The following is a 23,123-nucleotide window of genomic DNA, read 5'->3' on the forward strand; positions in this document are numbered from 1 at the left end:
ACACCGTCAACCGACGCCGTCGCCGGCCGTCCGGTCGGTGATGATGCGGGGATGACGTTGAGGATCGACATCAGCGGCCTGCCGTCCGAGCAACTGCGGTTCGCCGCCTCTCCGCTGGCCGAGCTGACCGCGATGCTGCACGTGCTGGCCGAACCCGGGCACCATCCGCAGTTCGCCGGCTGGGCCGGGGACGTCTGGGCCGGGCTGCGGCCGGAGCTGGCCGAGCGGCTCAGGGAGGCGGAGTTCCTCTGGCGTTCCTCGCAGGCCGACTTCCTGATCCCCGCCCGGCCTCGGCCGACCCTCGCCGAGGAGTTGGACGACGTGGACCGGATCGACGACGAGACGTATGTGACCGCCGCGCTGGTCACCACGTGCGGCAGCAACCGGGTCCACTTCGCGGCGTCGTCGCCGCTCACCGACGCGGCGGCGCGCGAGCGGGCCCTGGACGTGGCCCAGGCCCGCGGCGCGCTGCAAGAGGCCTTCGCGGAACGGCTGCTCGCGGACCCGGCCGCTGTGCGGGCGCGGGTGCGCCAGACGCTCGAACAGTGCGCCGAGGCCTTCTTCGACGCCGCCTGGGCGGGCGTCGCGGTGCGGCTCGCCACCGACCTGCGTGTGAAGAACGACCTGCTGAAGCGCCAGGGCATCGGGGCGGCACTCGCGTCGGTCTCCGGCGCGGTCACCCTGGCACCGGACGGCGACTGCATCGTCGTGGACAAGGTGCAGGACAAGGCGACCGCCGCCCACGGCTCCGGGGTCACCTTCATCCCCAGTGTCTTCGGCCGTCCGCACCTGGTGGCGGTGCACGCGCCCGGGTGGCAGCCGGTGGTGCAGTACCCCGTGGCCGAGCCGAGTCCGTCGGAGCCGGTGTCGCTGGAGACGGTCACCCTGCGGCTGGAGGCCCTCGCCCATCCGGTACGGCTGCGGCTGCTGCGCACCCTGGCCCGCGGCCCGCACACCACCAGTGAGCTGGCCCACGCCTGGGAACTCTCCCGCCCCGAGGTCTCCCGCCACCTCGCCGTCCTACGCCGCGCGGGCCTGCTCACGGCCCGGCGGGACGGTCGCTACGTCCGCCACACCCTCAATCTGCCCGATCTGACGGCACTGGGCGCCGACCTGCTGGCGGCGGTGCTGCGCTGAGTGGCTCCGGTCTGCGAGAACGCGGGCGACCGCCGCCTTCGCGGCGCCGCCCTCACGAGCGCTTCGGCGGTCGGATCCACCCCAGGGACCGTTCGACGGCGCGCTGCCAGCATTCGTACTCGCACTCCCGCCGTTCGGCTTCCATGTCCGGCAGCCACTGGGCGGCCCGGTGCCAGTTGCGGCGCAGGACCTCCAGATCCGGCCAGTAGCCGGCCGCGAGACCGGCGGCGTAGGCCGCGCCCAGCGACACCGTCTCGGCGACCAGGGGCCGGACCACGGGAACGTCGAGCACATCGGCCAGGATCTGCATCAGCAGGTGGTCGGACGTCATGCCTCCGTCCACCTTGAGTTGCTCCAGAACGAACGGGGAGTCGGCGTTCATGGCGTCGACGACCTCGCGTGTCTGCCAGCCGGTGGCCTCCAGCGCGGCCCGGGCCAGATGGCCCTTCGTGATGTACGACGTGAGGCCGACGATGACGCCCCGTGCGTCGCTGCGCCAGTGCGGTGCGAACAGACCGGAGAACGCGGGGACGATGTAGCAGCCGCCGTTGTCCTCGACGGTGCGCGCCAGCGTCTCGATCTCGGGTGCGCTGTTGATCAGGCCGAGACGGTCGCGGAACCACTGGACCAGCGAGCCGGTGACGGCGATCGGGCCTTCCAGGGCGTAGACCGCCTGCTGGTCCGCGATCTTGTACGCGACGGTCGTGAGGAGCCCGTGGCGCGAGCGGACGACGTCGGTGCCGGTGTTCATCATCAGGAAGCTGCCGGTCCCGTAGGTGCATTTCGCCTCGCCGGGCGAGAAGCAGGTCTGTCCGAACAGGGCCGCCTGCTGGTCGCCGAGGGCGGCCGTGAGGGGAACGCCCGGGAGCACCGTGCGGGCCTCGCCGTAGCTCGCGGACGAGGGCCGGATCTCCGGCAGCATCGGGCGCGGCACGCCGAAGAAGTCCATCAGCCCTTCGTCCCAGGTCAGCGTCCGGAAGTCGATGAGCATGGTGCGGCTGGCGTTGGTGGCGTCGGTGATGTGCAGGCCGCCGTCCGTACCGCCGGTGAGGTTCCAGATCAGCCAGCTCTCCATGGTGCCGAACAACACCTCGCCGTCCCTGGCGCGCCGCTCCAGCCCGTCGACGTGGTCGAACAGCCAGCGGATACGGGGCGCGGAGAAGTAGGTCGAAGGGGGGAGGCAGCAGCGTTCGAGGAAGAACTCGTCTCCGGGCTGTTTCCTCAGGTCCTCGACGAGCGGGGCGGTGCGGGTGTCCTGCCAGACGATCGCCCTGCCGAGCGGGACGCCGGTGCGCCGGTCCCAGATCACCGTCGTCTCGCGCTGGTTGGCGATCCCGATGGCGGAGATCTGCTGCGCGTCGATCCGGGCGTTCGACAGTGCCTCGGGTACGACGCGTTGGAGATTGCGCCAGATCTCGACGGCGTCGTGCTCGACCCAGCCGGGACAGGGGAAGTACTGCTGGTGCTCCCGTTGGGCGACCGACGTCAGCCGCCCGGCGTGGTCGAACAGGATGCATCGTGTGGAGGTGGTGCCCTGGTCGATGGACATCACATACCGCTCAACCATGATCGGACCTGCCTTCCGATGGGCCGCGGAGGTGCTGGGACCTACCAGCGGGCCGCGCCCAGGTCTCTGGAGATCGCGCGTGCCGCCTCCCGCAGCACGGTGATCAGGGCCGACTGGGGCCGGCCTTTGGTGTCACAGATCCGTTCGACGGGGCCGGACACTCCGATCGCGCCCACGACGAGACCGCCGTGCCCCCGGATCGGCGCGGCGATTCCGGCTTCGCCCATGCTCAGCTCCTGGACTTCGGCGCCCCAGCCGAACTCTCGTATCCTGCCGAGGGCCCGGTTGAGCTGCTGCGGCTGAACCAGGGTGTGCCGGGTGTACGCCTCCAGTCCGGCCTCCAGCAAGGGGTCGACGGGCGTGGCCCCGAAGGCCAGCAGGACCTTGCCGAGCGAGGAGGCGTGCAGCGGCAGCAGTGCGCCCACGTCCAGGGTCTGGAGGGTGTCGTCCGGCCGGAAGACGTGGTGGATGACGAGCACCTTGCCCTCCAGGGGGGTGCCCAGGCGGACGGCTTCCCCGCTGCGGCCGGCCAGGGCGTCGGCCCAGTTGATGGAGCGGGAGCGCAGCTCGTTGACGTCGAGGTAACTGGTGCCCAGGTGCAGCAGAGCCGCCCCGAGCTGGTATTTCCCGGTCGCCGCGTCCTGCTCCACGAAGTCCACGTGTTGCAGGGTGCGCAGAATGCCGTGGGCGGTGCCCTTGGCCAGCCCCAGCGAGGACGCCACCTCCCCCAGCCCCAGCCGACGAGAGCCGCCGGCGAGCAGACGCAAGATCGCCGCTGCCCGTTCTATGGACTGGACTGGGCTGGCTACCACGAAGCGATAGTAGTCCGAAAATCTCCCCTTTTGGACTGCCGTTCGGTAATGCCGACCGCCATTCGTTGACTGGCCCCATTTCCCTCCATAGCGTGCCATGACGCCCGGCCTGTACGCGACCACGCTTCCCAGGAGGAGGACACATGGCAGCAGCGCAGCTCGACGCCGCGCCTCGCGCGGAAGTCGAACACATCTTTCCGCTCCCCCACATCCCGGGGGCCGTTCCGGCGGTGCGCCGGCGCGTGCGCGCAGCCCTCGCCGACTGGGACCTGACCGCAGACGTCGCCGAAGACGTGCTGCTGATCGCCTCGGAACTGCTCACCAACGCGATCGTCCACGCCCTGCCCCCGGCGACGCTGACGCTCTCGCGGAGTGAGGGGGACCGGTGCAGAGCCGTCCGCGTCGAAGTCACCGACAGGGGGCCCGCGACCCCGGCGGGACTGTCGGCCCATGCTGTCGACCCGGACGAGCACGGCCGGGGCCTCGGCATCGTCACCGCCCTGTCCGCTCGGTGCGGCATACGAGTGACCGCCGACGGGACCAGTCGGTGGGCCGAGGTGCGGTTCGGCCGGGGCTGAGGTCGGTCACCCTCAGGGACGGCGTGAGCCGGGCGAGTCACGCGGGCATCCCGACCAGGTCTCTCCGTGCCCTCCTGCGCGGGGACGGTCCCGGCCGCCGGGGGGACGACCGGGGCATCACTGTCATCGAGGACGCACTCGGCAACCCGGGGTCGCGCGGGTCCGGACGAGGTTCTCGGCAGTTCCCGGGCCGTCGTGCAGCGCCGCGCACAGGGCGTAGGCGCTCTGGGGTCGCGCCTACGCGGGGGGACGTTGCCGATGCGGGACAGGCAGGGCTTCGGGACCTGTGGGACGGTGTGCATACGGGTGCGCGGGCGCGGCCCTCACGCCCATCCGTTCCAGGAGGCCGGTCATGGGCGAAATGATCAGCACCGATGTCGGTGAGTTCTGGGTCGAGCGCCGAGGTGAAGGACCCGACGTCCTGCTCATCGCTGGTCTGAGCGACCCCGCCGAAGTCTGGCAGGCACAGCTCGACGGCCTCGCCGACCGCTACCGGCTCACCGCCTATGACAACCGCGGCGCCGGGCGTACACCGCTGCCCGAGGGCGCCCTGTCGGTGCCAGGGATGGCCGAGGACGCGGCCGCGGTGCTGGGCGCACTGGGCATCCCGGCCGCCCATGTCGCGGGTTTCTCAGGGGGCAGCCGCATCGCCCAGGAGCTGGCGCTCAAGGATCCCGGTCTCGTCCGCAGCCTCGTCCTCATGAGCACGTGGGCCCGTCCCGACGCCTACTTCCGGTCGGTGACCGGGTTCTGGCACTGGATGGCCGAGCGCGCCCCGAGCGAGCGCGCCATGCTGGAGGCGTTCCTGCTGTGGATCTACACACCCCGGGCGCACGCCGACGGCACGGTCGACCGGATCATCGAGGAGACGCTGGCCTTTCCGCATCCGCAGTCCGTCGAGGCCTTCCAGCGCCAGCTCGCCCCGTTCCGCACCCACGACACGCTCGACCGCCTGGGGGAGATCACCGCGCCGACCCTGGTCCTGGCCGGTGAACTGGACATGGTCGCACCGCCACGCCTCGGCCGCGAGGTCGCCGAGCGGATCCCGGATGCCAGGTTCGAAATCCTGCCCGGCGAGGCCCACCAGCCGTTCCAGGAGGTCCCCGACCTGTTCAACACACGGGTCGACGCCTTCTGGCGGCAGGTCGCGCGTCACTGAGAGGCATCGAGCCCAAGGCTCTTGCGGGTGTTCGGTGCAACTGATGAACACCCGGCTTGCGAGGGACCGGAATTGGTGGCCTCAGGGCCACCCGCAACGGCCCCGTGCGCGGCCTCGGCGGGCCCTCGGCCGCAATCCCACCGCGGCTCGAACACCAGGAGCCGACCATGTTCGGGCAGGCGCTCACACGCCCCTCCAAGCCTTCGCAAAACCGGCTCTGACCTGGTGTTTTTCGGTGATTCGCCTAGGGTGGGGAGGTCTGCGCGACATTACTCGGAGGGGGACTTCATGAGTGAGAAAGCTGTCCAGTACGACGCCACCCACATCCAGGTCCTGGAGGGGAGGGAAGCCATCCGGAAGCGGCCCGGGATGTACGTCGGCTCGACCGGCGAACGCGGCCTGCACCAGCTGGTGTTCGAGGTCACCGACCGGGCGGTGGACGAGGTCCTGGCCGGCCGCGCCGGCTCCGTCGACGTCACCCTCACGCCCGACGGTGGCGTGCGTGTCACGGACGACGGTCCGGGCGTCCCGGTCGAGGCTGCCGGGGACACCGGCAGTCCCGGTCTCGAAGCACTGCTGACCCGTACGTGCGCAGGGGCGGAACCCGGCGGCCGCCACACCACGGCCGTGCGCATCGTCGCCCTCGGGCCCGCCGTCACCAACGCCCTGTCGAGCCGACTGACGGCCGAGGTCCGGCGCTACGGAGTGCGCTGGGTCCAGGAGTACACACGCGGCGTCGCGGTCACACCGCCGACGGCCGCGGGGCCGGCGACCGGAAGCGGGACCACCATCGCCTTCCAGCCCGACGCCGGCATTTTCGAGACGACGGAGGTCTCGTACGCCGTACTGGCACAGCACTTCAGGGAACTCGCCTTCCTGAACCGCGGCCTGGACGTCACGCTGACCGACGAGCGCCCACCGGGCGAGCCGCGGTCGGAACGCTTCCGGTTCCCGGGCGGGGCAGCGGACTTCGTCGCCTTCCTCGACGCGGAGGCAGGGACTCCCCTGCACCGAGACGTCATCTGCTTCGAACGGACGGACCCGCGGATGGAGGGGACCATGGAGGTGGCCCTGCGCTGGTGCGACTCCCCCGAGGAGCGGATCCGCGGCTTCGCCAACAGCCGGGCCACTCTGGAGGGCGGCACGCATGAGGCGGGATTCCGTGCGGGGGTGACCGCCGCGGTCAACGCGTACGCGCGACAGCGGCGGCTGCTGACGGCGGCGGACCCTGATCTCACCATCGACCGCATCGGCGAGGGCCTGACAGCGGTCGTGTCGGTGAAGCTGGACTGTCCCGAGTTCCAGGGCGCCACCCGAGGCAGGCTGAGTGGCGCCGTGATACACGACTGCGTCGCGACGGCCGTCCAGGAACACCTCGGCGCGTGGCTCGAGGAACAGGAGGACGCGGCCGGGGCCGTGATCGGCCGGATCCTCCAGGGCGCCCGCCGGAGCTGAGCAGCAGCCCACCCTCGTGCGTTGCCGTCCCGGGCGAGAGCCGGGGCATCCTGCCGCTCGCCCGGGAGCGGCGGCCTGCCGTCTCCCGGTAGGGCAGTGGCGGGGGCCCGGCGATCGGCTCACCCGGCGGCGGTGGCGAACGCCACGCGCCGGCCGGCCCGGCAGGCCGGAAGGCGAGAGCGATGGTCAGGGCCGGCCACCTGCCGCCGGTCGTGCGTCCGATCACGACCGGCGGCCGACAACGGCGGCCTCAGGGCCGTACCGTCGGCCGGTCGCAGGGCGGACGACCGCGACTGGCTGTGCCCTTGCGTCACGGCGTTCCTCACCCGACCCGGATGCCCACGATGCACGTGTCGTCGTCGGTGTCCGACTTGCTGTACGTCAGCAGGCGGTCCAGCTGCTGGTCGAGTGTGCTGGGGGCCGTGCGGGCGGTGGTCAGCAGATGGGTCAGGGACTCCTCCACCGACCGGTCGCGGCGCTCGATCAGGCCGTCCGTGTACATCAACAGGGTGTCCTCGGCGGCCAGTTGGATCTCGGTCTCCTCGTACACGGCCTCGGGCACCGCTCCGAGGAGCATTCCCTTGACCAAGGGCAGGGGCGCCGCCTCCGCGTCCCGGACGAGCACAGGCGGCAGGTGGCCCGCCCTGGCCCAGCGCAGCGTCCGCCGGACCGGGTCGTACAGACCGCACACCGCCGTCGCGGTGACGGCGCCCGTCAGATGGTGCGCCACGATGTTGAGCCACGACAGCAGCTGGCCCGGGCCGGCGCCGGTCACCGCCAGGCCGCGCAGCGCGTTGCGCAGGACGACCATGCTGGTGGCGGCCTCGATGCCGTGGCCGGCCACGTCTCCCACGCACAGCAGCACGAGCCGGGACGGCAGGACGACGGCGTCGTACCAGTCGCCGCCGACCAACTGCTCGGTCTCCGCGGGCCGGTAGCGGACGGCCACCTGGAGACCGGGCACCTGCAACGGCGCCTGAGTCGGGGGCATGATGGCGTGCTGCAACTGCAGCGTCAGCCGGTTGCGTTCGGTGGCCTGCTGCTCGGTGTGCGCCAGTTGGTCGCGCGTGGCGGCGAGTGCCACCTCGGTCCAGTGCTGGGCCGAGATGTCCTGGCAGGCGCCGCGGATCCGGAGGAGCCGATCGTCGGTGTCGAGCACGGGTTCGGCGACGATCCGGATGTGGCGGGTCACCCCGTCCGGCCGCTGCAGCCGGAAGGCCGCGGCCGCCGGCCGCCGCTGGTGCAGCAGCGTGCGCAGGAAGCGACGGATGGAGACGCCGTCGTCCGGGTGTGCATGGGCGGGCAGTTCTTCCAGGGGCACCGGGGTGCTCGACTGCGGGCGCCCGTAGAGGTCGAACAGCTGCCCGTTCCAGGTGATCTCACCGGTCAGCACGTTCTCCTCGAAGCCGCCGATGCGGCCGAGACGCTGGGCGTGCTGCAGCAGGCTCGCCAGTCGCGCCGTCTCGTCCTCGATGCGCCAGATGAGGAGTACGGCGCTGCCGTGCCGGCTGATGCTGATGTCGGCGACCGCCGAGAGGGGGACCTGGTCGACGAGGGCGGTGAGGTTCATCCGGTGGGTCCTGAAGGGCTCTCCGGTGGCGTACACGCGCTCGATGCGCTGGAACAACTCGCTGTCCCCGGCGGCCATCGGGTAGGCCGCGAGAAGCAGCGCACCGTTGACGACCGCCCGCGGCCGGCCGGCCGGGTCCAGGAAACGGCTGTTCACGTGCTGGATGCGGAAGTCCACCAGGTGCCCGGCGCCGTCCAGGTGCGGCACCAGGACCAGGGCGGGATCGTGCAGCCCGTCGGCCAGGTCCATCAACTCCGCGGCGTCCGGCAGGACGCGCGGCTCCTGGCCCCCGCCGTGCAGCGACGTGTACGTCTCGAGCGTGTGGGCGCACAGCTCGGCCAGGGCCTCGACCTGGCGGAGGATCTGCGGGGGCTGCGGCCCCAGGGGGGTCGGCCAGGCGATCTCCAGCACGCCGTGGATGCGCCCTCCGGTGCCGGCGGGCAGGGCGGCCCTGCCACCGTCCGGATGGTGGTGCAGTCCGATGCTGGGCAGTCCCGTCTCCCTGAGGGCGGTGATCCACTGCCCTTCGCGCTCGGTGAGGCCCCGCCGGGCCACCGTCACCACGTCCGGTGGGACGTAACGCCAGCGCGCGGCCTCGGCCGGTGAGAAACCGGCGCTGCCCGCCAGGGTGAGCGAGCCGTCGGCACCCGCGGCCCAGATGGCCACGGCCACCGCGCCGAGGGGACGCAGCGCCTGCTCCAGCAGGGCGTCGGCGACGGCCTGGGTGTCGTCCGCGGCCAGCACGCCGCTCTCGGCCGCGCGCAGGCGTATGGCGGCCGACTCGGCCTCCGCTTCGTCGGCGGCCCTGGTCGCGGCGAGGAACGCGTCCGTCACCTCGGACATCCGGTCCCGGGCGGCCTGGTTGATGACGTCGACGGCGAGTTCCAGGGGCGTGACCTGGGCCTGCTCGGCCAGCTCGGCGAGTTGCCGGGCGGCCTGGGCGGGCCCGCACTTCAGCCGTTCGACCAGGATGCCCTTGGCGAGCTCGATCAGGGCACGCCCTTCGGCCTCCGCCTGGGCGGCCCGCACCTCCCGGCTGAGACGTTCCACGGTGGCCGCGAGTCTGCCCACCGGAGAGGCGGGCGAGACGCCCGAGAGGTCCGCGTGCGGCCCGTCGGGAGTCACCGACAGGGCATCGGCCGTCGACGACAGCCCGTCGGGATCCACCGATGGGGAGGAGGACGCCGGGTCAGCGGCGGATTCGAGCTTCGGCTCACCGCCCTGACCCGGTTCGCTCGGATGCTCGGACATGCTCACTGTGTGGATGCTCCTCGGCTGGAGAGCCCTGGGGCGCGGAAGGACAGGCGCTGCGGGGCGCCCGGCCCGCCGGTGTGCGGGACGGGCGCCGGCGTACTCATGCGGGCAGCCAGCGCCGGACGCAGGCGATGAGGTCGCGCGTGTCGACGGGCTTGGTGACGTAGTCGCTGGCGCCCGAGGCGAGGCTCTTCTCCCGGTCGCCGGGCATCGCCTTCGCCGTGACGGCGATGATGGGCAGTTCGGCGTACTGCGGCATCCTGCGGATCTCGGCCGTCGCGGTGTAGCCGTCCATCTCCGGCATCATCACGTCCATCAGCACGAGCGCGACGTCCGGGTTGTTCAGCAGCGTCTCGATGCCCTTGCGCCCGTTCTCGGCGTGCAGGACACGGAAGCCGTGGAGCTCCAGGATCCCGCTGAGCGCGAAGAGGTTGCGCGCGTCGTCGTCGACGACGAGGACGGTGCGGCCCGCCGCCTCGTCGACGAGGGGCGGCGTCGGGTGCTGCGGTTCCTCGGGCCGGACGAGGGACAGCACGTCCCCGGGTTCCTCGGCGGACAGGTGCAGGGCGATGCGCTCGCGCAGTTCGTCGAGACTGGACAGGAACTCCAGCGCCCCGCCCGCCGAGCGGGACCGCAGTGCCTCGTCGAGGGACACATCCGTGGGGTGGCTGCTGTGCACCAGCACCGGCACGCTGGCCAGCGCCGAGTCGCCCCCCAGGGCCCGGAGGAACCGGGACGCCTCGCCGTCGGGCATGCCCAGTTCCAGGACGACGCAGTGGCACGGTTCGGCCGCGAGGGCGCCGGCCGCCTCCTGCGCACCGACGGCGGTGATGATGTCGACCGCGGGCCGCTGCCCACCGTCGTCGCGGCCGTGTGTCAGGTCCGCGACGACGCTCTCCGCGACGAGGGTCAGCAGACCCCGGGGCCGCTCCTCCACGACGAGCAGCCGCCGGGGCCGCGGTCCGGGCCCGATCCGGGGCACCGGCACCGGGTGGGACGCCCCTTCGGGCAGGGGCTCGGCCGAGGCCCGGTCCGGAGTCCTGCCGTGGCTGAGCACCTCCTCGAAGTCGGGGCGGGCCACGGGCAGGAAGAGCGTGAACGTACTGCCCTGTCCGGGCGTGCTGTCCACCGTCACGGCGCCTCCGAGCAACTGGGCGATCTCCCGCGTGATGGACAGACCGAGACCGGTGCCGCCGTACTTCCGGCTCGTCGTGCCGTCCGCCTGCTGGAAGGCGCCGAAGATCGTCTCCAGGTGCTGCTCCGGGATGCCGATGCCGGTGTCCTTCACGCGGAAGGCCACCACGGCGCCGCCCCGGATCACACCCTCCGGCACCTCGCCGTCCGCCGCGGGCTCGATGCCGAGCTCCACGCCGCCCTGCTCGGTGAACTTCACGGCGTTCGACAGGAGGTTGCGCAGCACCTGGCGCAGCCGGGAGTCGTCCGTGAGCAGGTCCGCGGGTGCGCCGGCAGCGGTCGTCACCGTGAACTCCAGGCTCTTCTGCGTCGTCATCGGCCGGAAGGTGGCCTCGACGTACTCGATGAGCTGCCGCAGCGTCACCCGCTCGGGCGTGACGTCCATCTTCCCCGCCTCGACCTTCGACAGGTCGAGGATGTCGTTGATCAGCTGCAGCAGGTCCGAGCCGGCGGAGTGGATGATCTGCGCGTACTCGACCTGCTTGGGCGTGAGGTTGCGCGACGGGTTCTGGGCCAGCAACTGGGCGAGGATGAGCAGGCTGTTGAGCGGGGTGCGCAGCTCGTGGCTCATGTTCGCCAGGAACTCCGACTTGTACTTGGAGGCCAGCGACAGCTGCTGGGCACGGGTCTCCAGTTCCTGCCGCGCCTGCTCGATCTGCAGGTTCTTCGCCTCGATGTCCCGGTTCTGGGTCGCCAGCAGCGAGGCCTTCTCCTCCAGTTCCGCGTTGGAGCGCTGGAGTTCCTCCTGCTGCACCTGCAACTCCGTGGAACGGGCCTGGAGTTCGGCCGTCAGGCGCTGCGACTCGACCAGGAGCTCGTCGGTACGGGCGTTGGCCACGATGGTGTTGAGGTTGACGCCGATGGTCTCCATCAGCTGCGTGAGGAAGTCCCGGTGGATCTCGGTGAAGGCTGCGACCGACGCCAGCTCCATGACGCCGAGGACCTGGCCCTCGACCACGATGGGCAGCAGCACGAGCGCGGTCGGCACCACCTGGCCGAGCCCCGAGGAGATGGTCACGTAGCCGGGCGGCAGCTCGTCCACCGTGATGGTGCGCCGACTGCGTGCGGCCTGGCCGACCAGGGTGCGGCCGAAGGCGATGCGGGTGGGCCGGCTGCTGTCCTCCGGATAGCCGTAGGAGCCGACGAGGCGCAGTTCGGGACCGTCGTCGCCGTCCTCGGCCAGGTAGAAGGCGCCGTACTGTGCCGACACCAGGGGGACCAGCTCGTCCATGATGAGCTCGGCGACCACGGGCAGGTCGCGCTGGCCCTGCATCAGGCCGGAGATCCGGGCGAGGTTGGTCTTGAGCCAGTCCTGCTCCTGGTTGGCGCGGGTGGTCTCGCGCAGGGACTCCACCATGGAGTTGATGTTGTCCTTGAGCTCGGCGACCTCGCCGGACGCCTCCACGGTGATCGAACGCGTCAGATCGCCCTCGGCGACGGCGCTCGCGACCTCGGCGATCGCGCGGACCTGCCGGGTGAGGTTTCCCGCCAGCTCGTTCACGTTCTCCGTCAGGCGCTTCCAGGTGCCCGAGACGCCCTCCACCTCGGCCTGTCCGCCGAGGCGTCCCTCGGTGCCGACCTCACGGGCGACCCGGGTGACCTCGTCGGCGAACGCCGACAACTGGTCGACCATCGTGTTGATCGTCGTCTTCAGTTCGAGGATCTCACCGCGGGCGTCCACGTCGATCTTCTTCGACAGGTCACCCTTGGCCACCGCGGTCGTCACCAGCGCGATGTTGCGCACCTGACCGGTGAGGTTGTTGGCCATCGAGTTGACGTTGTCGGTGAGGTCCTTCCAGGTTCCCGCCACGTTCGGCACGTGCGCCTGTCCGCCGAGACGTCCCTCGGTGCCGACCTCGCGGGCGACCCGGGTGACCTCGTCGGCGAAGGCCGACAGCGTGTCGACCATCGTGTTGATGACCTCGGCCAGCGCGGCGACCTCGCCGGCGGCCTCGACGGTGATCCGCTGCGACAGGTCGCCGCGCGCCACGGCGGTGGCGACCTGGGCGATGGAGCGGACCTGGCCGGTCAGGTTCGACGCCATCACGTTGACGTTGTCGGTGAGGTCCTTCCAGGTCCCCGACACACCGCGCACCTGGGCCTGTCCGCCGAGGCGCCCTTCGGTGCCGACCTCGCGGGCGACCCGGGTGACCTCGTCGGCGAAGGCGGAGAGCTGGTCGACCATCGTGTTGATGGTGTTCTTCAGCTCCAGGATCTCGCCGCGGGCGTCGACGGTGATCTTCTGGGAGAGGTCGCCCTTGGCGACGGCGGTCGCCACCAGCGCGATGTTGCGGACCTGGCCGGTGAGGTTGCCCGCCATGAAGTTCACCGAGTCGGTGAGGTCGCGCCAGGTGCCCTTGACGCCCTTGACGTCCGCCTGTCCGCCGAGGCGTCCTTCGGTGCCGACCTCGCGGGCGACCCGGGTGACCTCGTCGGCGAAGGCGGAGAGCTGGTCGACCATCGTGTTGATGGTGCTCTTGAGCTCCAGGATCTCACCGCGGGCGTCGACGGTGATCTTCTGGGAGAGGTCGCCCTGCGCCACCGCCGTGGTCACCTGGGCGATGGAGCGGACCTGGCTCGTGAGGTTGCCCGCCATGTGGTTCACGGAGTCGGTCAGTTCGCGCCACACGCCGGCCACGCCCGGCACCTGGGCCTGTCCGCCGAGGCGCCCTTCGGTGCCGACCTCGCGGGCGACCCGGGTGACCTCGTCGGCGAACGCCGACAGCTGGTCGACCATCGTGTTGACGGTCTCCTTCAGCTGGAGGATCTCGCCGCGGGCGGGAACGTCGACCTTCTGGGAGAGGTCGCCCTTGGCCACCGCCGTGGCCACCTGGGCGATGTCGCGGACCTGGGTGGTCAGGTTGCCCGCCATGGCGTTGACCGAGTCCGTCAGGTCGGCCCAGGTGCCCGAGACACCCGGCACCTCCGCCTGCCCGCCGAGCGTCCCCTCGGTGCCGACCTCGCGGGCCACCCTGGTGACTTCGGAGGTGAACACGGACAGCTGGTCCACCATGCCGTTGAAGACCTTGGCGATGTCGCCCATGAGGCCGTCGGCGTCATCCGGCAGGCGGGTGCCGAAGTCCCCGTCCCGTACAGCTGTCAGGCCGGTCAGGAGCCGCCGCAACTCCTGATCGCCCGGCACAGCATCGACGACCCCGGTGCTGTTGCTGGTCATGCGCACCCTCGTTCCGCTCCCCAAGAGCCCTCGAGGCCGAGGACTCGGAACTCACCCGGACCCCGTCGGCGGCCCGGCTGTCGTCCGTGCATTTCCGCAGTTCACGGATCTGCGCGATGAGAAAATACGCCGCAGGTTAACCCACGTCTCGAGCGCGGAACAAAGCATGTGGCCAAGTTCGTAGCCCTGAGAATTCAAGCTGACTGGATCATGCATGCACGTGCGAAACAGGGGTACTGGGGAAGGTTTCGGCGCCGCGGGAAAGAAGAAGGACGCCTTCGGATCGCGCGTCCTGTTGCCCTTGGCCGGACTTGTCGGAATCGCACTGGACGAACCGGCGCAGACGTCGAAGTAGCTCCTTGCACCACAGATCTCGGCATGCCGCGTCAAACCGTGCACGGGGCCGTCAGGTCGTCCGTCAACTGCCCACCAGGACAACTCCAGCCGACCCTGGTTCGTGGGCGATATGTCAAGATCAGGCGTTATGAAGTGACTCCGGGAAGTGGCTTGATCTGGGACCACCTGGAGCCCGGATCGGCGACCGGACCGACTGTCACCGCTCAAGTCCCGGCTCGTCGTCAGCGGGAGCAGGCCACGGTGACGAGCGCGCAGGAAGCGATGAACAAGCAAATGTGCGCAAACAGGGCGAATAGGACGCGTCGATAGGGGGACTCTGACCCCGACCCCCACAGGATGGAGTCACCCATGATCATCAAGAAGATGCACGAGATGGGCGTCAGAAGCGAGCACGCCTACATCGCCGCCATGGCATCCGTCGGCCTCACCGTCGCCGCCTGGGCGGGTTCGCTGAAGCTGGAACCCGGTACGGGCCTCGACCGCGCGGACCGTTGGGGCCTCTTCGTCGGCGAGTGGGCGCCCACCTTCTTCGGCCTCGGCCTCGCCCTCTCCCACTACGAACAGCAAGACGGCACCCTCACCGCCGCCAATGTCCACGAACTCCGCGAGCGCCAGAAGGCCGGCTGATCCGTGTCCGCGCCACGGCCCGGCGGGCCCCCCCCCCGGGGGGGGGGGGGGGGCGGGGGGGTTGACCGCGCCCCGCCTGCGGGCGGGGTGTGGGGGGCCCGCCCCCGGCCCGGCCGACCAGCACCTCTGCTGGACGGCGGGCCGCGTGCTGTTTCCCTGCGCGAGCTTGCGCGAGCGGGCTACCAGTTGGGGGTCACGTCGGATCCGAAACCACCACCCGCCGGGCGCTTTTCGAAGTGGAGGTGGGGGCCGGTGGCGTTCCCGGTGGAGCCGACTTCTCCGATCTTCTGGCCGGCCTTGACCGACCCCCCGTGCACGGTCCGTTCGGAGAGGTGGCAGTACCAGAAGTCGAATCCGTCGGCGCGCAGCACGAGGAAGCTGCCGAAACTGGGGTCGTGTCCGCTGCGGGCTATGGAACCGCCGAGCACCGCGACACACGGCTTGCCCTGCGGAGCGGCGTAGTCCGCGCCGGTGTGATAGCCGAGGCTCCAGTGAGGCCCCTTCTTCCGGTGGGGGGTCGTGACCCCGTGGCCCGGCACAGGAGACATGACGCGGCCACCAGGAGCTTTGGGCTTCGGGACGCGCAGCCGGTCCCAAGAGGTCTTGCCGGGAATGCCGTTGGCCTCAGCACCCTTGAACCCGAGCTTGCGCTGCCAGGCGGCGTACGACTGTTGATCGACATCGGTCCACTCGGGACCAGGACCTGTCCGGTACTTGCCGCACCCTTCCGCCACCAGGCGTTTGCCCATCGCGGCAATCACTGGACTGCGTTGTCCTTTGTGGAAGAACGCCGCTCCTGGGAAAGGTGCCAGCGCAGGCATGGCCCTCTCTCCTTTCAGTAAGGGGCCGGATCCCGGTGCGGGTTCGCCTGTTGGACACGCGAGATGTCACCGTACCGGCGCCAGATGTAATTGATCGCTGCAGAAATGTTCGCCACCGGGTCGTAGATCCGGTCGGATGTGCCCGCCTGGTGGCTCTCCGCGAACGTGGCGGGAATCACCTGGGTGTAGCCGCGTGAGCAGTTGAGCCTGGCTCCGTCCGATTGCACTGGGCCCGTTGCGTTGACGTCGTCCCGGTTCACTGCGTTCGGCTTGAACGATGACTCACGGAACATGAGAGTCAGCAGGTTCGCTCCGTTGCCGACGCCCGTCACCCAGTTCCTCGGTGCACCGGTCCTGTCGCAGGCCTGCTCGGCGAACGCGCGGGCCGTAGCCTCGCCCACGGCCACTCCCGAGTTCTTCGAGAAACGCACGGAACTCTTGGCGATGGCCCCGGGATGGCGGCAGTCCACGACGAACCCGGCTCTGGCGCCGAGCGCCGCAAGTGAGGAACAGCCGGGAAACCCATCAGCGGCCGAGCCGGTGAATCCCAGCATGCGCTGCCATGCCGCGTAGGCCGATCTCGTCTGCTCGCCGAAGAATCCGGTGGGGCCCGCGGGAATACTTGTGCCGACCGCGATGAGCGCGGCTTGAATGACCTTGACCTCATCGTTGCGCTTGCCGAACCGCACATTGGAAAGAGCAACCATCGCGCCTCCCCGACCGTCGGAGGCCGGTTAAGGAGTGAGCCTGCTGGTCTGCACAGCAGCGCCCGCGCCTGGAAAAAGCGGCGGTCCATTCCAGCCGTGCGCCACCTGCCGTCACAGTCGCCCCTGTTTCCACCATGCGCCCCATGGAAGTCGCACGCAAACTCGGCTGGACGGCCCGTGCGACGAGCCGCGCCCCGGTGCCGCGCCGGACACCCTCGCTGATCTGCCCCGCCCCGGACATCTCGGCCGCCCGGGGCCTCGACTAGGCTCCGCCCCTGTGACCTTGGATGCTCCAGTGGCGTGTTCCTGTTGCGGCGCCGCATTGCCCGCCACCGACCGGATCGATGCGCGGTTCGGGTTGCCCGACGCCGTCCTGCCCACGACGGAGGCAGAGCGGCATCACATGAACGCCGGCCTGCTCCGCGTAGCGGGGCTAGGGTGCTTCGCCCGGTGCCTGCTCCCCGTACAGCTGTCGGGAGGACTGGAACTGGTCCTGGGCACCTGGATGCAGATCCCTGATGCCGATGGCGAACGTGCTCTCGCTGTCTGGGACGAGCCCGGATACGCCGACCTCGTGTTCACCGGCACGCTGGCCAACGCCATCGAACCGTGGGGCGAGGAGTTGCTGCACGCGCCCCTGACCGCCACGGTCCGCAACGCCGACGAGATCCCCTACGTACAGGCCGGCGAGCACCCGCTGCTCTCCCAGGTCCTGCACACCGTCTGGGACCGCGACCACGTGCTGCGCTGCTTCGGCCACCCGTTGCCGGTGCCGGTCCGAACTCCTCTGAACGAGCAGTGGAGTATCGAGCGCTCCCCGGGCATGGCGGCCCGCGTGGTCAACGGCACTTCGCAGTTCGCGAGCCCCGGCCGGACCGTGCACGCGGACCTGTTGACCGCCCCGCACCAAGGCACCCCTGCCGAACTGCTCACCTCGCTGACCGAGGGCGCGCCGAGCGTCGATGCGGCACACCGGATCACCGAGGAGCACCGTGGCGCCCTCCGGCACGCGTTCTGGCTCGAGTCGACCTCGCAAGGCCGCACACAGCACGAGCTCTACGGCTTCGTCATCCAGGGCGACCATGCTGTGGCTCTGGCCTGCATGTACGACGACCCGTCAGATCTTGCCTGGGCTCAGCACGTATGGCGATCGATCAACCACAGCGCCAGGTAGGCACACCGGTACAGCCGTTGGCGCGCTGAGACGGTCCGGCACCGGCCGCTCCCCCGCACGGGCGCCCGCCTCTCCCCTGGCGGGTGCGCGCGCTGACGTGCTCAGCCAACCCCGAACCCGGCCTGACACGGTCAGCCGCCGACGCCGATGCGCCACGGCGGGCTTGTCGGCGTCCACCAGCAGGGACAGCGGGCGGTCCTCGGACGCACAGCGCCCACGACCTGCGCGCCGGCCGGTTCCGCCGGGGTTACGAACCCAGTGCGTCCGCCGCGTCCCGGCCTCTGCGCAGCAGCCACCGCCAGCGTCGGCGTTCTGTGAGGAGGGTGGCAGCGGCAAGCAGGGTGACGAGGACTGCCGCCCAGGTGGGCCATGCCGACCATGCGGAGATCACGGCCGCGGCGAGCTGAAGCAGTACCAGCAGGATCGTGACCCAGCCCGGCACGGGGATGATCACCTGTGCCTTGTCGCCGGGGGTGGAGAAGACAGTGGGGAGGCCGATCAGAACCACCACGGCCAGGACCGCGAGCAACCAGGACCGTCCCGACAGTGCCCAGGGGGTGGCCACCCAGGCGATGAGCTCCGTCGAAAAGCGCAGGGCCGGCGCGATGCGGCTCTCGTGTCGTTCCAAGGCCTCTCTCCCCCGAGCAGCAGTGCCGACCACCGCCGGACGATGCTACGGCGCCGGGGGCCCGTCGGTGACGTGGGGTCAACCGGACGCACCGACTGGCCGGCTGAGACGCTCGCCCGAGTGCACGGTTCCGGCTGCTCCGCAACAGCCACAGGCTGCGGGGCGACGCGTTCGAACCGGCCGCCGTGATCGGCACGTCGAACGTCTCGGCAGCGACTTTGGTCGACGACGGCGAGCCCTTCGACCGATGCCCCGCCTCTCGCACCCGGTCCACGCTGGCCGCATGACATCAGCACCGATGACCCGCCGGAGCCTGCTCACGGGCACCGCGAGCCTTGCCGCCGCATCCTTGGTCAGCGCCTGCGCCGCCGACAACGCGCGTGCTGGTACGCCGTCGACGCACGCGGTGGCCCCGCCCCGGGGGCCCGAATCCCTCACCTACAAGGGCGTCAACTTCGACACGGACCGCGAGGTCTGGCGGACGGAGTATGTCCGCCAGGAGATCGCCGCCGTCAAGGAGCAGCTGCACTGCAACGCGATCCTGCTGCTGGGCCACGAACTCGACCGGTTGGCGGAGGCGGCGTCCATCGCGGCCACGCACGGCCTGTTCGTCTGGTTCGAACCGCGACAGTTCGACCGCGACGCGGAGCAGACCCTCGCCTTCCTCGCTTCGGTGGCGCGCGCCGCCGAACGGTTACGCACCCGTCACCCCGGCGTGGGCATGGCGGTCGGCACCGAGCTGACCATCTTCATGTCCGGCCTGGTGCCCGGCAACGACTACACCGAGCGCGCTCAGGCGCTGGGGCGCCCCGAGTCGGCCGGCTACCAGGAGCGGCTGAACGCCTTTCTGGGCCGGGCTCTGCGGACCGTACGGCCACTGTTCAAGGGGCGGGTCGCCTACAGCTCCGGAGAGTGGGAGGAGGTCGACTGGCGCGGCTTCGACGTCGTGGGGGCCAACCTCTACCGGGACGCCGACAACAAGGCCACCTACACCAAGCAGCTGCGCGCCCTGCACCGGCACGGCAAGCCCGTCGTCATCACCGAGTTCGGCTGCTGCACCTTCACAGGCGCCAGGGAGCAGGGCGGGATGGGCTTCACGGCGGTCGACTGGGAGCGGGAGCCGCCGGTGGTCAAGGACGGCCATGTGCGCGACGAGCGGGAACAGGCCGACGAGATCGGCGCACTGCTGGACCTGTACGCCGCCGAACGGGTGCACGGCGCGTTCGTCTACAACTTCATCGCACCCGACTCGCCTTACTCTCCGCAGCGCCGCTACGACCTGGACATCGCCAGCTTCGCGCTGGCCAAGACCTTCCCCACCGGGACGCGGCGCGGTTACGCGGAGACCGGTCAGTGGGAACCCAAGCGGTCCTTCCACACGGTGGCCCGCCGATTCCGGTGAAGACCACCTGCCGCTCCCGCTGCCCAGGGAACGCGGGCGCCCAGGAGCGTTCGGCGGCCCTGATCCGTCCGGCCCTGTCTGCCCCCGGTCGTCACGCGTCCCCGGGGGTGGTGCGTTCCTCCCCCGAATACCGGACGGCGGATGACATCGGGCCGTGGACCGGGGAAGGGCCGCTACGACCTCCCCAGGTGTCACGGCCCTTCCCCGGTCGGCTTCACACGGCTACCCAGAGATCCGCGTCTCATCCACTTCGATCCGACGTCTCCGACTGCGCCTTCTGGATGGCGTCCTGCCTGCTCGTGACCAGCCCGGTTTCTGCAATATGCGGTATATATCTGTTATTGCGATTTTTTGTGCAGGGCGTTCGCGGACGGGATGGAGTTGGGGCCGTGGCGTTCGCGGAGTCGGCCGGTGGCGGTGAGTCCGTGCCCTCTCCCGAGTCGGCCCCGGAGTCCGGGCGACGGTCCTGGGCACCGCTGCTGGCGGTGTGCGCCGGGTATTTCATGGTGATCCTGGATGTGACGGTCATCAACGTCGCCGTGCCGGTGATCGGCCGGGAGCTGTCGGCCTCGCTCACCGGCATCCAGTGGATCACCGACGGGTACACCCTGGTCTTCGCCGGGTTCCTGCTGACCGGTGGCGCGCTGGGCGACCGGCTGGGCAACCGTCGGGTCTTCTGCTCGGGCGTGGCGGTGTTCACCGTGTCCTCGGCCGCGTGCGCGCTCGCGCCGAGCGCGCAGTTCCTGGTGGCGGCCCGGCTGGTGGAGGGGCTCGGCGCGGCGCTGATCGTGCCCGGTTCCCTGGCCCTGCTGCAGCAGGCCTACCCGGCGCCTGCCGCCCGCTCGCGGGCCTTCGGGCTGTGGGGTTCGATGGCGGGCATCGCGGCCTCCGCGGGGCCGCTGCTGGGTGGGCTGCTCGTCTCCACGGTGGGTTGGCGCTGGGTGTTCCTCATCAACCTGCCCGTCGGTGCGGCGTGCCTGGTCCTGACGCTGCGGTATGTGGCACGTTCGCCCCGGCGCGCCGAGCGGGCCCTGGACTGGCCGGCGCAGTGCGCGGTCGTGGCGGCGGTGGCGCTGCTGACCGCGGCGCTCAACGAGGCCGGACGGCGGGGCTGGGCTGATCCGGCTGTTCTCGCCGGGCTGGGCCTGGCCGTGCTGGCCGCCGTGGCGTTCGCGGTGCGCGAGCGGCTGGCCCGGTCTCCTGCCCTTCCGCTGAGCCTGCTGCGCTCGCGTGCGATGAGCGGCGGAGCGGTCATCGGCCTGCTGTTCAATTTCGGCTTCTACGGCATGGTGTTCACCGCCAGCCTGGAATTCCAGCACCAGCGCGGCTTCAGCGCCCTCGGCACCGGGCTGGCGCTGTTCCCGGCGGTGGCGATGACCATGTTCGCTTCCGTCCTGTCCGGGCGGCTGACCCGCCGCACCGGTGACCGGCCACTGGTGGTCTCCGGCATGTTGCTGGCCTGCCTGGGGCTGGCCGGCTGGGTCGCGGCGGGGGACGACCCCGCCTACCCGCTGCTGGTGGCCCCGATGATGGCCGCGGGGTTCGGTACCTCCTTCGCCCTCACCGGCGGAACCGCCACCGTGATGGGCGCCGCACCCGCGGCGTACTCAGGGGCTGCCTCCGCCCTGTTCAACACCACCCGGCAGATCGGCAGCGCCACCGGCGTGGCGCTCGGCGGCAGCCTGCTCGCCACAGCCACCGACTACAGCACCGGGTTGCGTACCAGCATGGCCATCGGCGCGCTCGCCTACCTGCTGGCCGCAGCCCTCGCCTGGCTGTGCGTGCCGGCGAAGTCCGCAGGGACGTAGGACGTCTTGCGGCGGCCGGCAGGAGTCGCCCCGCTCGCCGATGAATAATCGGTTGCCTGTGGGCGATGGTGGTGGATGCAATGTCCGGCATGATCACCCGGGTGCGCCCGTCACGGCGAGACGAGATGAAGGCGTGCTCCCGGGCCTTGCCACTCTGCGATCCGGGCAGACTGCCGCCGAATCGCCGCACGGGAGATGCCCACGTATGAATACGCCGACATCGCCACCGGGAGCGGAGCGGACTGACGGATCGTCCGTCCGGATCGGCGCTCTCGTTCCGCTGACCCGGCCCGGCTGGGTCGAGGCGGGCCAACACCTGCTCGCCGGGCTAGAGCTGGCCGTTCGCGAAGTCAACGACGCCGGCGGGATCGTCGGAAGACCGCTCGAGCTGGTGGTCCGGGACACCGCGGCGGATCCACGGAGGGCCGCGGCGGCCGTGGACGAATTGGCTCGCCTGGGCGTGGCTGCCCTGGCAGGGGAGTATCACAGCGTCGTCGCTCGCGCAGCGGCCGCCAGGGCCGACGCCCTCGGCCTGCCGTTCCTCTGCTCGTCAGCGGTTCTCGACGCGCTCACCGAACAGCCGACGGAATGGGTCGCGCGCCTCTCCCCGCCACAGTCCCGAGGCTGGCGGGTCTACGCGGACTTCCTCCTCGGCGCGGGCCACCGCCGCATCGCCGTAGCAGCCCAGCCGAGTGTCTACTGGGCGACGGGGACCCGCATCCTGCGGGACCGCCTCGCTGCACGCGGCGGCACCGTCACCGAGCTCGACATGAGCGCGCTCACCCCCGCGGCCGTGTGCGACGCACTCGTCGACCGTCGCGCGACAGCCCTCCTTCTTCTGGTCGGCCACCCGGAGCCGGCGGTGTCGATCGTCAAGTCTGTCCGCCGCGACCGGCGGCTCGCCGAGGTTCTGATGGGTGCTCCAGCCGGGCAACCGGAGTTCACCGAATGGGCGACACTGCTGGGCGACGACGGCGCCGCGATCCCGTTCCTGCGCTATCTGCCCGAGCGCCTCGGCCCACTCGGCGCACGAGTCGGGACGGCCCTGCGCGAACGGCTGGCCGAAGCGCCCTCCTTCGTCGCCTTCGAGGGCTACGACACGGTCACCGTCCTCGCCGACGTGCTGCGCTCTCACGGCGCGGACCGGGCGCGCACAGCCGCATCCTGGCCGCGCGTCGCGGTCGAAGGCACTCGCGGGCGGATCCGGTTCTCCCGCACACCAGGCATCAGCGTTTGGCAATGGAATGGTGCGCCGATCCAGGTCGTCGATCGAGATCCGGCGGAACCCGATCGCTTTCGGATCCTTCACACCGGCTGAGAGAACACGGAGAGATGTGACCGCAGCCCGGCGTGGTCCGTGCGGGTTCGGCCGAGGGCGCTCCGCTGCGATGCCTGCGCGACGGCGACCGCGTGTTCCTCACCTACTCCACGACGGGCCGTGGCAACGAGCGGGTCAACAGCTCACTGGTCTGCTCGACATGACGCCCTACGACCGCGGCGAGGCCTGGGAGGACAACCCCGAAGGCCGGCCCGAGGGGCGCGGCCCGTGCTGTCCCGGCGCTCGGACGCGGACGGGAACGTTATCTGGGGCCTGACCAGCCGCCCCGTGCCGCAGTGGACCCGCCCCGGCGCGACCCCCGTGGAGACCCTCGGCCGACAGGGCCACCACCACTGACCCGCCTTCGTCGACGGCGTCGG

Annotated in this window: 17 protein-coding genes and 2 pseudogenes; 11 read left to right on the top strand and 8 right to left on the bottom strand. The window is 70.7% G+C overall.

Annotation, left to right across the window (positions count from 1 at the left end; all coding sequences use genetic code 11):
• Window positions 1-51: 51 nt before the first annotated feature.
• Complete coding sequence (locus ACPT94_RS26760) at window positions 52-1,137, top strand: DUF5937 family protein (RefSeq protein ID WP_425247011.1); 1,086 nt, start codon at window positions 52-54, stop codon at window positions 1,135-1,137.
• Window positions 1,138-1,189: 52 nt separating this feature from the next.
• On the opposite strand, the gene glpK is transcribed toward ACPT94_RS26760, so the two are convergent.
• Window positions 1,190-2,704 carry a glycerol kinase GlpK gene (glpK, locus tag ACPT94_RS26765; RefSeq protein WP_360332876.1) on the bottom strand — a complete coding sequence of 505 codons (1,515 nt, stop codon included), beginning with the start codon at window positions 2,702-2,704 and terminating at the stop codon, window positions 1,190-1,192.
• A gap of 41 nt (window positions 2,705-2,745) precedes the next feature.
• Entirely contained in the window at window positions 2,746-3,516 is a 771-nt protein-coding gene (locus ACPT94_RS26770; protein ID WP_425247012.1) for an IclR family transcriptional regulator, read from the bottom strand.
• Window positions 3,517-3,659: 143 nt separating this feature from the next.
• Between ACPT94_RS26770 and ACPT94_RS26775 the strand changes: the two genes are divergently transcribed.
• From ACPT94_RS26775 to ACPT94_RS26785, 3 genes are all read left to right on the top strand, one after another.
• On the top strand, window positions 3,660-4,094 hold the full coding sequence (locus tag ACPT94_RS26775) for an ATP-binding protein (RefSeq protein ID WP_360332870.1): 435 nt from the start codon (window positions 3,660-3,662) through the stop codon (window positions 4,092-4,094).
• Between the two features lie 352 nt (window positions 4,095-4,446).
• Window positions 4,447-5,253, top strand: coding sequence for an alpha/beta fold hydrolase (locus ACPT94_RS26780; RefSeq protein ID WP_425247013.1), 807 nt, complete (start codon window positions 4,447-4,449; stop codon window positions 5,251-5,253).
• Window positions 5,254-5,541: 288 nt separating this feature from the next.
• Window positions 5,542-6,708: an ATP-binding protein gene (locus tag ACPT94_RS26785; RefSeq protein WP_360332864.1), complete on the top strand. Its 1,167-nt coding sequence runs from the start codon at window positions 5,542-5,544 to the stop codon at window positions 6,706-6,708.
• A 322-nt stretch (window positions 6,709-7,030) separates the two neighbouring features.
• Here the strand turns inward: ACPT94_RS26785 and ACPT94_RS26790 are convergent, their stop codons facing one another.
• Both ACPT94_RS26790 and ACPT94_RS26795 read right to left on the bottom strand, forming a co-directional pair.
• Window positions 7,031-9,535, bottom strand: a complete 2,505-nt coding sequence (locus ACPT94_RS26790) for a SpoIIE family protein phosphatase (RefSeq protein ID WP_425247014.1) — start codon at window positions 9,533-9,535, stop codon at window positions 7,031-7,033.
• A 97-nt stretch (window positions 9,536-9,632) separates the two neighbouring features.
• Window positions 9,633-13,901, bottom strand: coding sequence for a HAMP domain-containing protein (locus ACPT94_RS26795; protein WP_425247015.1), 4,269 nt, complete (start codon window positions 13,899-13,901; stop codon window positions 9,633-9,635).
• A gap of 705 nt (window positions 13,902-14,606) precedes the next feature.
• On the opposite strand from ACPT94_RS26795, the gene ACPT94_RS26800 reads away from it, so the two are divergent.
• Complete coding sequence (locus ACPT94_RS26800) at window positions 14,607-14,885, top strand: hypothetical protein (protein ID WP_360332855.1); 279 nt, start codon at window positions 14,607-14,609, stop codon at window positions 14,883-14,885.
• A gap of 179 nt (window positions 14,886-15,064) precedes the next feature.
• Here ACPT94_RS26800 and ACPT94_RS26805 read toward each other — a convergent pair whose 3' ends face one another.
• The 3 genes and pseudogenes from ACPT94_RS26805 to ACPT94_RS26815 form a co-directional block, all read right to left on the bottom strand.
• The gene (locus ACPT94_RS26805; RefSeq protein ID WP_425247055.1) at window positions 15,065-15,433 is read right to left on the bottom strand and encodes a M23 family metallopeptidase; all 369 of its coding nucleotides are present in this window, start codon (window positions 15,431-15,433) and stop codon (window positions 15,065-15,067) included.
• Between the two features lie 27 nt (window positions 15,434-15,460).
• Window positions 15,461-15,703, bottom strand: a pseudogene (locus ACPT94_RS26810) (peptidoglycan-binding protein); the annotation flags it as partial.
• A gap of 17 nt (window positions 15,704-15,720) precedes the next feature.
• Window positions 15,721-16,413 carry a transglycosylase SLT domain-containing protein gene (locus ACPT94_RS26815; RefSeq protein ID WP_360332852.1) on the bottom strand — a complete coding sequence of 231 codons (693 nt, stop codon included), beginning with the start codon at window positions 16,411-16,413 and terminating at the stop codon, window positions 15,721-15,723.
• 143 nt (window positions 16,414-16,556) lie between these two features.
• On the opposite strand from ACPT94_RS26815, the gene ACPT94_RS26820 reads away from it, so the two are divergent.
• Together ACPT94_RS26820 and ACPT94_RS26825 are read left to right on the top strand one after the other, a co-directional pair.
• Window positions 16,557-16,679 (top strand): hypothetical protein, encoded by a 123-nt coding sequence (locus ACPT94_RS26820; RefSeq protein ID WP_360332849.1) that lies wholly within the window; start codon window positions 16,557-16,559, stop codon window positions 16,677-16,679.
• A gap of 29 nt (window positions 16,680-16,708) precedes the next feature.
• Window positions 16,709-17,587: a DUF2199 domain-containing protein gene (locus ACPT94_RS26825; RefSeq protein WP_425247016.1), complete on the top strand. Its 879-nt coding sequence runs from the start codon at window positions 16,709-16,711 to the stop codon at window positions 17,585-17,587.
• 247 nt (window positions 17,588-17,834) lie between these two features.
• Here the strand turns inward: ACPT94_RS26825 and ACPT94_RS26830 are convergent, their stop codons facing one another.
• Window positions 17,835-18,215 carry a hypothetical protein gene (locus ACPT94_RS26830; RefSeq protein WP_360332843.1) on the bottom strand — a complete coding sequence of 127 codons (381 nt, stop codon included), beginning with the start codon at window positions 18,213-18,215 and terminating at the stop codon, window positions 17,835-17,837.
• Window positions 18,216-18,498: 283 nt separating this feature from the next.
• Between ACPT94_RS26830 and ACPT94_RS26835 the strand changes: the two genes are divergently transcribed.
• From ACPT94_RS26835 to ACPT94_RS26850, 4 genes and pseudogenes are all read left to right on the top strand, one after another.
• Window positions 18,499-19,617, top strand: coding sequence for a glycoside hydrolase family 113 protein (locus tag ACPT94_RS26835; protein WP_425247017.1), 1,119 nt, complete (start codon window positions 18,499-18,501; stop codon window positions 19,615-19,617).
• Window positions 19,618-20,006: 389 nt separating this feature from the next.
• Window positions 20,007-21,425 (top strand): MFS transporter, encoded by a 1,419-nt coding sequence (locus ACPT94_RS26840; RefSeq protein WP_425247018.1) that lies wholly within the window; start codon window positions 20,007-20,009, stop codon window positions 21,423-21,425.
• 205 nt (window positions 21,426-21,630) lie between these two features.
• Window positions 21,631-22,743, top strand: a complete 1,113-nt coding sequence (locus tag ACPT94_RS26845; RefSeq protein ID WP_360332838.1) for an ABC transporter substrate-binding protein — start codon at window positions 21,631-21,633, stop codon at window positions 22,741-22,743.
• Window positions 22,744-22,817: 74 nt separating this feature from the next.
• A pseudogene (locus tag ACPT94_RS26850) lies at window positions 22,818-23,100 on the top strand (DUF899 family protein); the annotation flags it as partial.
• Window positions 23,101-23,123 lie beyond the last annotated feature (23 nt).

It is taken from the genome of Streptomyces aurantiaciflavus, from assembly GCF_049808595.1.
Taxonomy (GTDB): Bacteria; Actinomycetota; Actinomycetes; order Streptomycetales; family Streptomycetaceae; genus Streptomyces.